This is a genomic window from Haloarchaeobius caseinilyticus, from assembly GCF_051207395.1.
GTDB lineage: Archaea > Halobacteriota > Halobacteria > Halobacteriales > Natrialbaceae > Haloarchaeobius.
In genome coordinates this window covers 759,469-771,858 of the sequence record NZ_JBPJZC010000001.1, presented here as the reverse complement: position 1 = coordinate 771,858, position 12,390 = coordinate 759,469, and the positions used below count along the sequence as shown (strand labels likewise).

At 64.4% G+C, this 12,390-nt stretch carries 13 protein-coding genes and 1 tRNA gene; 10 read left to right on the top strand and 4 right to left on the bottom strand.

The annotated features are described in order from the left end of the window. Positions 1 to 235: 235 nt before the first annotated feature. Genes ACSC1P_RS04145 through ACSC1P_RS04135 form a run of 3 tightly spaced genes read left to right on the top strand, consistent with a single transcriptional unit; the run spans position 236 to position 1,939 of the window. On the top strand, positions 236 to 634 hold the full coding sequence (locus ACSC1P_RS04145) for a DUF5820 family protein (protein ID WP_435358868.1): 399 nt from the start codon (positions 236 to 238) through the stop codon (positions 632 to 634). A 25-nt stretch (positions 635 to 659) separates the two neighbouring features. Next, a complete protein-coding gene (locus tag ACSC1P_RS04140) occupies positions 660 to 1,109 on the top strand; it encodes a UPF0179 family protein (RefSeq protein ID WP_435358867.1) in 450 nt (149 codons plus the stop codon). Then, positions 1,106 to 1,939, top strand: a complete 834-nt coding sequence (locus tag ACSC1P_RS04135) for a hypothetical protein (protein WP_435358866.1) — start codon at positions 1,106 to 1,108, stop codon at positions 1,937 to 1,939. The genes ACSC1P_RS04140 and ACSC1P_RS04135 overlap by 4 nt, the downstream gene beginning before the upstream one ends. Before the next feature lie 138 nt (positions 1,940 to 2,077). On the opposite strand, the gene ACSC1P_RS04130 is transcribed toward ACSC1P_RS04135, so the two are convergent. Continuing rightward, complete coding sequence (locus ACSC1P_RS04130) at positions 2,078 to 2,860, bottom strand: M14 family metallopeptidase (protein ID WP_435358865.1); 783 nt, start codon at positions 2,858 to 2,860, stop codon at positions 2,078 to 2,080. A 112-nt stretch (positions 2,861 to 2,972) separates the two neighbouring features. Between ACSC1P_RS04130 and ACSC1P_RS04125 the strand changes: the two genes are divergently transcribed. The 3 genes from ACSC1P_RS04125 (at position 2,973) to ACSC1P_RS04115 (ending at position 7,485) form a co-directional block, all read left to right on the top strand. Then, a complete protein-coding gene (locus tag ACSC1P_RS04125; RefSeq protein ID WP_435358864.1) occupies positions 2,973 to 3,701 on the top strand; it encodes a DICT sensory domain-containing protein in 729 nt (242 codons plus the stop codon). Positions 3,702 to 3,937: 236 nt separating this feature from the next. Further along, complete coding sequence (locus tag ACSC1P_RS04120) at positions 3,938 to 6,982, top strand: G8 domain-containing protein (protein ID WP_435358863.1); 3,045 nt, start codon at positions 3,938 to 3,940, stop codon at positions 6,980 to 6,982. Positions 6,983 to 7,110: 128 nt separating this feature from the next. Then, on the top strand, positions 7,111 to 7,485 hold the full coding sequence (locus tag ACSC1P_RS04115; protein WP_492764732.1) for a DUF8070 family membrane protein: 375 nt from the start codon (positions 7,111 to 7,113) through the stop codon (positions 7,483 to 7,485). A 20-nt stretch (positions 7,486 to 7,505) separates the two neighbouring features. Here ACSC1P_RS04115 and ACSC1P_RS04110 read toward each other — a convergent pair whose 3' ends face one another. Continuing rightward, complete coding sequence (locus ACSC1P_RS04110) at positions 7,506 to 8,000, bottom strand: DUF309 domain-containing protein (protein WP_435358861.1); 495 nt, start codon at positions 7,998 to 8,000, stop codon at positions 7,506 to 7,508. Positions 8,001 to 8,092: 92 nt separating this feature from the next. Between ACSC1P_RS04110 and ACSC1P_RS04105 the strand changes: the two genes are divergently transcribed. Together ACSC1P_RS04105 and ACSC1P_RS04100 are read left to right on the top strand one after the other, a co-directional pair. Next, the gene (locus ACSC1P_RS04105; protein WP_435358860.1) at positions 8,093 to 8,662 is read left to right on the top strand and encodes a PH domain-containing protein; all 570 of its coding nucleotides are present in this window, start codon (positions 8,093 to 8,095) and stop codon (positions 8,660 to 8,662) included. Between the two features lie 136 nt (positions 8,663 to 8,798). After that, positions 8,799 to 8,882, top strand: a tRNA-Leu gene (locus ACSC1P_RS04100). Between the two features lie 375 nt (positions 8,883 to 9,257). Here the strand turns inward: ACSC1P_RS04100 and ACSC1P_RS04095 are convergent. Together ACSC1P_RS04095 and ACSC1P_RS04090 are read right to left on the bottom strand one after the other, a co-directional pair. Then, the gene (locus ACSC1P_RS04095) at positions 9,258 to 10,553 is read right to left on the bottom strand and encodes an aminoacyl--tRNA ligase-related protein (protein WP_435358859.1); all 1,296 of its coding nucleotides are present in this window, start codon (positions 10,551 to 10,553) and stop codon (positions 9,258 to 9,260) included. A 227-nt stretch (positions 10,554 to 10,780) separates the two neighbouring features. Then, entirely contained in the window at positions 10,781 to 10,930 is a 150-nt protein-coding gene (locus ACSC1P_RS04090; RefSeq protein WP_435358858.1) for a hypothetical protein, read from the bottom strand. 89 nt (positions 10,931 to 11,019) lie between these two features. Here ACSC1P_RS04090 and ACSC1P_RS04085 point away from each other — a divergent pair, with 89 nt between their 5' ends. Both ACSC1P_RS04085 and ACSC1P_RS04080 read left to right on the top strand, forming a co-directional pair. Continuing rightward, positions 11,020 to 11,829: an inositol monophosphatase family protein gene (locus ACSC1P_RS04085; protein ID WP_435358857.1), complete on the top strand. Its 810-nt coding sequence runs from the start codon at positions 11,020 to 11,022 to the stop codon at positions 11,827 to 11,829. Between the two features lie 51 nt (positions 11,830 to 11,880). Next, positions 11,881 to 12,330, top strand: a complete 450-nt coding sequence (locus ACSC1P_RS04080) for an Lrp/AsnC family transcriptional regulator (protein WP_435358856.1) — start codon at positions 11,881 to 11,883, stop codon at positions 12,328 to 12,330. Positions 12,331 to 12,390 lie beyond the last annotated feature (60 nt).

Sequence of the window (12,390 nt, the reverse complement as noted above, 5' to 3'; positions counted from 1 at the left end):
GGTAGGGGATACCGAGGGGTGTTTACAAATCAGACACCAAAGTGCATAAGTTTGACCCCAACAACTATTTACCAGAAGCAGCCGTGGCTTTAAGGGAATCGATTTTCTTCCGCAAAAGTGGGACACGGTCAGGTGAGCCAGTGGCGTAACATGACGGGGGTTTAAATACTGGGTGCTGTTGACATGCTCGGCGCGAACCGAGCATCCTTACCGCGTCCCGCCCCTCACGTCTCGTATGACCGATTTCGAGGAGCTTCCAGCGGGGTGGACTGTCTGGAACGAAGAGCCAGAGGGCCGCTGTATCCTCGCCTACCGACCTGACGTGTTCGACACACAGCAGTTCCCCGCCGAGTGTCTGCCGACGCTGTACCTGACGCGGGGACGACGGAACCACCGGCGACCCGGTGTCTCCCGTGAAGACGCGCTCTCCGGTGCGTGGTACGTCACGCTCTACTTCGAACCTGAGGTCGAACTACAGGAGACGAATCGCTTCGAAACCCGGGACGCAGCAGTCGAGGGGACGGTCGAACTCGCCCGGCGGTTCGCCGATGGCGAGATAGACCCCGACGACGTGTATCAGGTCCCGCGACCGGAGTACTTCGAGAAGTTGCGGGAATTGACGGGACAGCCTTAACCGGGGGCGAGGACTATTCGGCGACATGTCCAAGGTCACGCTCATCGGTGCCCGGCTCGCCGAACCGGGCCAGGAGTTCGTCTACGAGGGTGAGTCCAGCCTGTGCGAGGGGTGTCCCTACCGCGCACAGTGTCTCAACCTCACGGAGGGCGTCAAGTACCGCGTGAAGGAACCACGCGAGAACGCCCAGACACTGGAGTGCGCCGTCCACGACGAAGGCGTCCGCGCCGTCGAAGTCGAGACGGCGCCCGTGCGGGCGAACGTCCTCTCGCAGCACGCCTACGGCGGGAGCAAGGTGAAACTGCCGGGGCCGTGTCCCCACACCGAGTGCCCAAGTCACGAGTTCTGCGTGCCCGATGGGGCCGAATTCGACGAGGAGTACCGAATCGACGGGGTCGTCGGCGACCCGCCCCACGACTTCTGTTACTTAGACCGTGACCTGACACTGGTCGAGTTCGCCCGGTCCGACGAATGAGCGAGGAACCTTCTGACGCCGACGGCGTCGACGGAGATGCCGACACCGGCACCGCTGACGACGCGGCGGCGACCGAACAGCCCACTGCGGAGCCGACGCCACCGACGACCGTTCTCAAAGCGGGCCTCACGCCGCTGCTCGACCTCGGCAGACAGGGCGCGGCCGCCGTCGGCGTGCCCGAACCGACCACACTGGCGAGCGACGTTCGGTCGCTGCCGCCGCACGAGCGATTCCGCGAGTCCGCGCCGACGTACGCGAATCGCTTCGGCATGGGCGGTCTGACCGACCCCGAGTCGCTGGACGGACTCGCCGCCGACCTGCCGGTCGACGCGCCGGTGCAGGTCGCCGTCGAGACCATCGTCCGAAACGCGGGCAAGTGGCAGGGACAGTTGCTCGCACAACTGCTCGTCGACCCGGACGACCCGGGGCAGTATCTCGCCTGTGTCGTCCTGCTCGAACGACTGGAGCGGGCCGCCGCCGCGGCCAAGACGGCCCGGGAGACCGAGACTGGCGACTTCGCCCACTCGCTGTCGACCGTCCTCGCGCTCGTCGCCCGCCTCGTCGCCCTCACCGAAGACGACGCGACGGTCGACGACGCGGTGTACCGAGACGCGCTGCTGGCGAGCTACCACATCGAGGTCGCAGCGGGCGTCACACCGGCGAACGACCCAACCGAGAAATCCGCCGACGAGATGCACCGAATCGTCCACCTGCAGGGTGCGCTACTTGCCGCGGACACCTTCGACGCGCCAGCCGACGAGGTCGCTGCGGTGACCGGCGTGCCAGTCGCGCATCTGCTCACCGCGCTCGACCGCCGCGACGGCGACTGACCGGAGAACCGCGAGCAGACGGTTCTTCTGAGTATCGTTGCGTCTCTGGCACTGTGACAATCCCGCGTCTCTTGCTCGTCGACGATTCCCCGAGTATCGTTGCGTCTCCGGCCCTCTACGAGAGGCCACCGCGCCGACTCAGCCGACGACGCCGACCTTCTCCGCGGAGTAGCCGAATACGTCCTCGTAGCCATAGGGCGACATCAACACGGGGTAGAACGCCTCGTCAGCGACCTGCTCGTCGCCGTCGGCCGCTGCGAACGGCTGGCCAGACTCGACGCGCTCGAAGTTCGGGACGAACACCTCGTACTCGTCGGCGACTGTTTTGGGGACGCGCTCGGTCAACCGGAACGCCGGGACCGGTCGTGCCGGGGCGTCGCCAGCCAGCACGCCCTCGGCGGTCAGGAACTCTCGGACGAGTCGGGTCGCGTTTTTCGCCGCGGTCTCGCTCCCTTGCAGACCACACTCCACTTCGACGACTTCCTCGACGGCGGTGAACATCCGCCCCTCGACATACTCTCCAGTCTCGACGATTGCCCCGATGGGGAGTCGCGGGCAGACCGACTCGACGAGGCTGTCCACGCCGTCGACCACCGCGAACGGTTCGGCGTGGGACTGCGTGGAGTGCAGCGCGAGGGTTCGACAGCCCGCGAGTTCGTCGGCCAACTCGGCCGCGAGTCGTGCCTCGTGTGTCTCGCCCTCGGGGTCACCGGGGAACGCCCGGTTCACGTCCTCGTCGACGTATCTGACGCCCTGTGCCAGTGCGCGTTCGTTCGCGACGACCAGTTTCACCGGCCGGTGCACATCGGGCTGTTGGTCGAGTAACTGCTCGACCGCGTGGACGCCACAGGGTTCGTCGCCGTGGACGGCGGCGACGACGGCGACCGACGGCTCACCGTCTCCCAGCTCGCTCACCTTCATCGACTCGTGGCTACTGCGAGGACGAACGAAAACCGTTCGGACTCACCTCGCCGAGATACCCAGATGAACGACTATACTCCTGGGGTGCCTACCTCTGGCAAGGCGGACCGCCATGTCCCTCCACGACATTCTCACCGAGATGCGAGCGCGTCGGAAAACCGTCACAGTCTACGGTGCCGACCCGCGCGACGACCTCGAGGCGCTGTTCGACACCCGTAACGTGACCGTCGTCCACCAGTCCCTCCCCGACGAAGACACCGAAGGCTTCCTCGTCGTCAGCGACGAACACGGCTACCTCGGCAGTGTCGGACTCCGCGCGGTCAGACACTTGCTCGAACCGACGTACGATGCTGCACTGTGTTCGACCCACGAGTCGGCGGCGTTTCGGTGTCTCCTCGAACTGCTCGACGATACGGTGTTCACTTCGCTGGACAAGCGCCAGTTGCTCGCTGCGTCTCGGGAGATAGAGGACCGGGCGTGGCGACTCGGCCGCGGCGAGTTGCACACGGGGTTTCAGTCGCTCGCTGCGATGCGAGCGCAGGTTCCGGTGTACTCACAGCTCGGGAGTCGGACTGAACTCGACGTCCACGTCTACGGCACGCCGGAGTGGATTCCCGAGACGCTCCACGACGTGTGGATTTACCCGGTCGAATCCGAGGAAATCGGCCGGTACTGGTTCGTCGCGTACGACGGCGGTGACGACGACCTGAACGCCTGTGCCTTGCTCGCGGTCGAGGTCGGCTCACAACGGTTCGAGGGCTTCTGGACGTACGACCCGGCCGTCGTCGCCACGCTCGTCGACTACATCAGTGAGACGTACGGGCCGAAGAAAGTCGAATAGTCACATTCTCGCCCAGTTCGAGTGGACTACTGCGCATTCGTGAAACTCAAACTGAATAACACTTTTATTGTTCGGCATGTGGTGGTGTGGAACGAGACGCGACCTTCGGTGGCAACGACTGGCAGTCTGACTGTGTCGACGGTGGCGTCGCAGTGGGACGTGGGCGTGGGGACGCCGATAGTGCGAACTGTGCGGCGGATACGGCGCGGTACTGGCAACAACGGTGACACTACACGATGTCGAAAGAGAACGAACGCAGTGGTATCGACCCGACAGGTGGGCACGGTGTGGGAAGCCTCGACGAACACGTCTCGGCGGTCCGAGACGCCGCGGAAGAACACGGACCGAGCAGGCGACTGGTGCTGTCTGCGCTGGGTGCGGGCGCGGTGGGAACCGCACTGGGCAGCGTCGGCATTTCTGGACTTGCTGGTGTGGTCTCGGGGGGTGTGACCGTCCCACCGCCGGGACCCTTGGCGAGTCCGCCGGCCCACCACGAGGAACACCTCGGCCCGATTCGGGCCCTCGTCGCCGAGTCCGACGTGACGCATCGCGCGGTTAAGGACGGGCACTGGCACGACGCGAGTACGTGGAACCGCGGCGTCCCGGACGACTTCGCCCGCGTGCAGGTGCCCGAAAACGTGACCGTGACACTCGCCGGCGGGTCTACCGACCGGTTGAAGACGCTCCGTGTCGACGGCGCACTCGCGTTTCACCCGAAACGAGACAGTCACCTCAGAGCCGAGACGCTGGTGACGATGCCCGAGAGCGTGCTCCAAATCGGCCGCGCGGAGCGGCCAATCGCCCGTGACAGCGAGGCTCGCGTCACATTCGTCGACCTCGGCCCCATCGACGAAGACTGGGACCCGGACCGCTTGAGTACCGGGCTCATCGGTCTCGGCGAGGTCCGGATTCACGGCACCGAGAAGACGACGTGGACCGAACTGGCAACCCATCCGAGCGCCGGCGGCCGGACGCTCGAACTCGCTGAGAAGCCGAAGAACTGGGACGAAGGTGACCGACTCGTCGTCCCGGGAAATCACCCACTCGAAGACGAAGACGACGAAGTGTTCGTCCAGCGTATCGCGGGGACGACGGTCGAACTCGACCGAACACTGAAACACGACCACGTCCCGCCCGAGGACGACCTTGCCTCGTACGTGGTGAACCTCGACCGAAACGTCAGGCTCGTCTCCGAGAACGAGGCGGTGCCGCGACGTGGGCACACGATGTTCATGTCGCAGTCGGTGTCGGTCGCCTACGCGGCACTCGACGGTCTCGGGCGAACCGACAAGTCCTACGCGTTCACCGACCCGAAGCACGGGACGCCACCGAAAGACGTGCCCCCGAACCCGCGCGCCCGGTACGCGCTGCACTTCCACGTCACCGGAGTCGATGCCGAGGAACCACACACGGTCGACGGTGTCGCCGTCCGGGGCAGTCCCGGCTGGGGCGTCGTGAACCACCACAGCTTCGCCCACGTGACGAACTCGGTGAGCTACGACGTGTTCGGGGCCGGGTTCGTCTCCGAGGCCGGCGACGAACGCGGGTCGTTCGTCGGCAACTTCGCGCTTCGCTCGGAAGGCAGCGGTGACCTACCGGACTCACGTGATTTCGACTCCAGCCGCGACGAGCACCGTGAAGGGGACGTCGACGACTTCGGTCACGGCGGCCACGGGTTCTGGTTCCAGGGACCGCGACTCGTCGTCGAGAACAACGTCGCAGCAGGCCACCGCCACCACGGCTTCGTCTTCTGGAATCGCCCGCTCATTGACCGCGAACTGCGGCCGGGCGAGGAAATCGACCACATCCGCGGGACGGTCGCCAACTTCCCGCTGGAGTTCGTCGACGAGGAGCGACTCCCGTATCTCGGTGAATCCGACCACGTGTACGAGGACAAAGTCTCGTCGGCGTACCTCCCGCTCAACTCGTTTTCGAACAATACGGTCTTCGCCTCCGGCGGCGGCCTCGACATCTCCCGTCACCAGTTCGGCTGGGGCCACGAGCGATTCGCCGACTACGGCGTCGTCGAGGACTTCACCGCGTTCGACATCGGCCCCCTCGTCCGGTCGTGGGGGCACGTCGCCGCGCCGGACCACGGGAACGCCGAAGGCGGCAACAACGGGCTGAGCATCCGCTACAGCCACAACCTGCGGGTGACAAACGCGCGCCTCGTCTGGGGCCGTGGGAAGGAAGCGACGAAACAGGCCGTCGACGACGAGCAAGCGAGCGAGCATCCGGAACGACTGGAAAGCGTCGGCATGAACCGCAACCGGCCGTATCCCTTCAACGTCGTCTACGAGGACTGCGACGTGTCCGGGTTCACGACCGGCGCGAAGCCACTCCCGCGCGGCATCAGTATCTACCGGAACTGCCGGTTCGCCAACGAACGAAACGTCGCGTTCGAGGACGGCCATCCGCACCCGCCTCGACGGGTCAAACTCGACGGCTGCACGTTCGAACGCGGCGGGAACGGGAACCTCGCGCTTGCACTCGACGAACCGGACGACCGCCGCGGCGACGAGGTGTTCACGGATGCAGGCGGCGTCGAACTCGACGGTCGGCCGGTCTACTACGACGCGCAGGCACCGGACCACGTCCCGATTCCGGATGGGGACACCGTGAACCAGCTAGGGACAGACGACCTGCGTGAGCGGTCGGGAACTGACCCAACGAACCTCGTCGGGAAGACGAACCGGCAACTCTACCGAGACTACGGGATGGCGGTCAAAGGTCGGCCGACCCCGGCTGACGCGACCCGTGACGAGCGCGTGACTGGCGGCGTTGTCGGGCCTGCACAGGGCTCGCCACCCACAGAAGCGTGGCTCGACGCGGAAGCGACCGACGTGAAGGAACCGTTCCGCATCAAAGAAGACGCCAGTGCCTCCAGCGGCGAGTACGTCGTCGCCGAAGGCGTCGACGGGGGCCACGAACCGCCCTCCGCCGGGCACCTGACCTACGAGGTCGACCTCGCGGCCGGCGAGTACGAACTCTGGGCACGCGCCCACGGGCCGACCGGCGACGACGACTCCATCTGGCTGCGTGTCGACGGCGGCAAGTGGATTCCGTGGGGCGGCATCGGTGACCACCGCGGCTGGAACTGGGAGCGCGCTCCCGAACCCGACACCGAGGACTGGCACGACCACCGGACTTTCGACCTGTCTGGTGGGACGCACACTATCACCGTCGCGTTCCGCGAAGACGGCACGTGGGTCGACCGCCTGTTCCTGACTGGCGATGGTCGGACGCCGATTGGGTACGGGGCTACTGCTGGTGGGGAATAGCGATATCGTCGTGACCCTCTCGTAGTGCTGATTTTTGTAGCTGTGATGACTGTGACGGCTGTGAACCGCTGACCGACCGGTCGCTCACTTCACAGAAAAGCTATACGTGTCGAAGAAAAGTCACGTCTATGGACAGTCGAACATTGGCGCAAGGAGTGGCGTTCTACACCGTCGTTGCAGGAGCGATTACTGTCGGCCTCGTCTATTTCCTGACTAACTCGGGACTCTACATTGTCGCCCTGGCAGCCCTTGGTGTCGTCGTAGCAGTGCTCGGCGGCGCATCTGGTGGAACGACAGTGGGTGGATCCGACATTGGGGGAGGGGCGGATATTAGTTTTGGGAGAGGAGAAGAGGGAGGAATGAGTGAGATGATGGTGAAGGATATGAAATTGGCTCCGAATTCGGGGAAGTTCGGCGGTGGTCTTATCCTCATCTTCTATGGACTCGGGCTGACCCTGTGGTCAGTCGTCGTTCTCAACTTCTTTAGCGCAGGACTGCAGTAACGCTCGCGCCGACGGCCGACTCACGGCCCGTGTTCGGTCTCTTCTGCGTACTCGTAGTCCACGTCTCTGGCCTCCGGAATCGCGCCGTCGAGGGGAATCTGCCAGCCGTCGAGTTCGCTCGGGTCGTTCAGCGCGTTCGTCAGTTTCGTCCGAATCTCGCGGAGGTCGACACCGTAGAAATCGCCCGGCAGGCCGTGGAAGTACTGGAGCGCGGTCCGAAACAGCGAGCGCATGCCGGTGTCGTTCTCGAAGTCGAAGTGCTTGTACGCGCCAGCCGCGACCTGCACCATCCCGTGCAGGAACATGCTCTCTGCGCTCCCCCGGCCGTAGTTGTACCACTCGTCTTCGAAGCAGTCGTGTGACTCGTGGAAGTCGCCCGCGTTGTAGAGGCGCACGCCGTGGACCAGTGCCCGTCTGAGCGTGTCGTGTTCCCACCGGCCCTCGGTGGGGAGCCACCCCGTCGGCGTGCCCGACGCTGGCGGGCCGACGCTCGGGTCGGTCGTGTGGTCGTCCATGTCGGAGCGGTGCGGTCGGTGACGGGTAACTCCTCCGGTGGTTGTGAGAAATACGGTGGATAGTACAAATTCGACGCTCGCCTAGAGTAGGCATGTTCGACGCTGATGAACTGCCCTCATGGGCGACGCTCGGCCCCGCTGAACGGCTCGTCTGGAAGGGAAATCCCAGCCCATATCACGTCAAAAAATGGCTGGGAGTCACCACCGGGGTCACCATCCTCGGAATCATAGGGTTCCTGGTGTTTCCGGTGGACTGGCGATGGATTCCGGCAGTCGTCGTCGTCGCGGGATTGCTGGTCGGTGCGTACGCCGTCGTCGTCGTCTGGAACACGGTGTACGTCGTCACGACCGAGAAGTTGTACCGCAAACGCGGCATCCTCACACAGGACATTCAGACGGTCCGACTCGACAGTATCCAGAACATCTCGCTCACCCAGACGAAACTCCAGCGCCTCGTCTCCTGCGGGGACCTCAGTATCACGACGGCGGGGACCGGGAGCTCGTCGATTACCCTCCGAAGCGTGGAGAAACCGAAATTCGTCAACGGAATCCTGGCCGACCGCGGTGAACCTGATGCCATGCTGGCGCGTGCTGGCGTGACGTCCGTAGCCGAGACCATAGACGAGGAGGATTCTGGCGGCGCCTCGCCGGGGTCTCCCTGACCGACTCGCGACGGAGGGCTGTGCACGACGAAATTTTCGGTGACACTCGCCCGCCTCCTACTCACTGCCGTCCGCCGTTCGGGAGGCGCTCGCTTCGCAACGTCTTTACCACCCCACGGCAGACATGTAACTGCGTGCGAGGGTAGCCAAGCCTGGAAACGGCGGCGGACTCAAGATCCGCTCCTGTAGAGGTCCAAGGGTTCAAATCCCTTCCCTCGCATGACGCAGTGACCCGCTGTCGCTGCGAAGTGCGGCAAGACGGAGCGTCTTGCCCTCGCAAACTTCTCACGGTACAACTCGACGGAGCCACTGCTGGAAACGGCGGCGGACTCAAGATTCGCTCCTGTAGAGTCGCCGCGAACGAACGTGAGCGGCGGCTCGGAAGGCGGTGCTGCGAGCGGAGCGAGCAGTGCCGTCTTCCGGTGGTCCAAGGGTTCAAATCCCTTCCCTCGCATGACGCAGTGACCCGCTGTCGCTGCGAAGTGCGGCAAGACGGAGCGTCTTGCCCTCGCAAACTTCTCACAGAACGACTCGACATAGCTGCAGCTACTGCGTATCACGAACTACGAAAAATGGACTGAGAGTGCCAGTCAGACTATCGAGTTTCGCGTCGTTCGGAGACAGAGGCGAACTGCTCGACTGCCTCCGCAACCTCGTCGACTTCGACTTCGCGCGTCTCACCGTCACGAGTCTCCAGTTCCACCAGGCCGGTCTCACGGAAGTGGTTCCCGACGACGATTTTCGCGGGAATCCCGAGCAGGTCACTCTCGGCGAAGCGTTCCCCGACTGACTGCGACCCGTCGTCGTAGAGGAGCACGTCGTCGGACCCGCAAGCCTCGTAGATGCGGGCCGCGGTCTCGATGACTTCCTCGTCGTCGCCGATGGGGACGATACTGGTGCGATAGGGTGCGACCGTCCCGCAGTCGGTGACGGGCCAGCGAATTCCGTCGCAGTCGGCGTGTTGCTGCACGAGTGTCTGGAGCAGTCGGTCGATGCCGAGACCGTAACTGCCCATGACCACGTGGCGCGTCTCGCCGTCGCTGGTGTCGTAGGTGAGGTCCATCGCCGCGGCGTAGTGCGTGCCGAGTTTGAACACGTGGCCGACCTCGGTGCCTTCGCTCTCGGCCAGTTCGCGGCCGCAGTGGGGGCAGTTGTCACCCGCGGTGTACTGCCCGAAGTCGGCGTGTTCGTCGGTGATGCCGAAACGACAGTCCTCACTAGCTGTGCAGTGAACGAGCGCACCACTCCCGTCGTCGACGGGTGCGACGAACTCCTCGGAGGCCGACCCACCCATGACGCTGTTGTCGGCGTCGACGATGGCGAACCGGAGGCCGAGGTCGGTGAACAGCTGTTCGTAGGCGTCACGAACTGTTCGGTAGGTCTCGGCCAGTCCGGCTTCGTCGGCGTGGAAGCTGTAGGCGTCTTTCATCGTGAACTCCTTCGAGCGCACGAGGCCGTTTCGGGCGTGGTCGTCCCGGAACTTCGTGGCCACCTGATACAGCAGGAGGGGCAGGTCGTCGTACGACCGAACGCGCCCGTCGACGAGGTGGACCATGCCCTCCTCGTGACTGGGCGCGAGGCACATGTCCTGCCCATCGCGATTTCGGAGGGTGAACATCTCGTCCTCGAAGTTGCCCCAGCGACCGCTCTGTTCCCAGCGCTCGCGGTACTGCAGGCCGGGGAGACTGACCTCCTGGCCGCCGATTTCGTCCATCGCGGCGCGGACGCGGTCGGTGAGCTTTCGTCTCACGCGCTGGCCGGCGGGAGTGTATCCCCAGAGACCGCTGCCGAACTCGCGGACGAGTCCGGCACGGCGCAGGAGGGTGACCGTCTCCGTCCCGTCGCCGTACGTCTCTCGACTGGTGGGCAAGAACGCGCTGCTACGACGCACCGTGACCACCCCGGAGAGCCGCATCGCTCTGACGTGTGTGTCGACGATCGCGCAGGAAGAACTCGTTAGTGCTGCACTGCTCGGTTCGGAACCCGTCCACGGGCCGTTGTCGACCCTCGGGTTGTGCGTGTCGAACGCATACGAGTGAAATGAGACTTCGAACGGTTGATAAACATTTCCTCCGCGTGGCTGTGTGTCTCATGCACTCGAAACCGACCCGTGACGAATCACCGATTTCGCATCCCACTGTCGTCGGTGTACTCGGTTTCTGGACGGTCGCGTTCGCCACTGTTCAGTCGTCTAAGCCGTGCGAGAACCATCCCGAACAGAAAGAAGAGCGAGACGATGACGAACGCTCCAGCGACTGAATCGGCCATGTACCGACCACCTGCTTTCGGCACATAACCTTTCGGACCGAAAGGACGAAATCGGTGACTATTTTCGTACACATCTCGGGAATCAGGGCATGACCGAGTACGCAGAACGCGCTCGTGTGGCAGCGGAGGCTGCACGAGCCGGGTCGGCGGTCGCCGCCGACCACTTTCGGACGAACATCGATGTGGAGCGGAAAGACGGCAAGACGGACGTGGTGACGCACGCGGACCGGGACGCACAGCGACGGGTCGTCGAGTACGTGAAAGAGCACTTCCCCGACGACGCCATCGTCGGCGAAGAGGACGACGAGCTGAAGGCGGTTCCGGACGAGGGTGCGGCGTGGGTCGTCGACCCCATCGACGGGACGAACAACTACGTGCGCGACATCCCAGTGTGGGGGACCGCAGTCGCGGCCGTGGTCGACGGTGAGGCGGTCGCTGCGGCGACGGCACTGCCAGCGATGGACGACTACTACGCCTCTGATTCGACCGGTGCGACGCTGAACGGCCACGATATCGCTGTGAGCGACGCGGACGACCTCGACCAGTTCGTCGTCTGTCCGACCATCTGGTGGGACTTCGACCGGCGCGACGAGTACGCACAGGCGTGTGCGAGCATCGTCGAGCGATTCGGCGACATGCGCCGGTTCGGCTGTGCACAGGCCGTCCTCGGGATGGTCGCCGCAGGGTCGCTGGAGGCGACCATCACGAACGTCGACGCGAACCCGTGGGACACCGTCGGCGGCGTTCACCTCGTCCGGCAGGCGGGTGGGACGGTCACCGACCTCGACGGTGAGCCGTGGCGGCACGACAGTCGCGGACTGGTCGCTTCGAACGGGACTCGACACGAGGCCGTCCTCGAAGCCGCCCAAAACATCGAAGCGGTTCGGACGCAGGCGTAAGGTTCGACGGAACGGGAGAGGCTTATGCGTCCACAGCGTGTGACCACGCGCATGGACCTCGACGAGACGGACCGCCAGATTCTCCGTATCTTACAGGAGAACGCGCGGACGACGTTCAGCGAGATAGCCCGCCGAATCGACATGTCGAGTGCGACCGTCCACGACCGAGTCGGCCGGCTGGAAGACGCCGGTATCATCGAGGGGTATCACGCGAAACTCGACCCCAAAGCCGTCGGCCTCGGTATCTCGGCTATCATCGGCCTTCGGGTCGAACAGGGCCGAGAGAAGGACACCCTCCAGAAACTCCAGGATATCGAGGGCGTGCAGGAAGTCCACCTGACCACCGGCGAGTGGGACGTGATGGCCCGCGTGTTCGCCGCCGACGCCGACGCGCTTCGGGAACTGATGTTCGACCGCATCGCCCAGATGGACGGATTCGCCCGGTCACAGACCATGGTCATCCTCGGGACGCCCCACGAATCCGAGGAATTACCGCTGTAATTCGCAGGAGCAGTCGGTGTTTGCGTATCGGTAGCGCACGAGACCAGAAGGATAATGCCG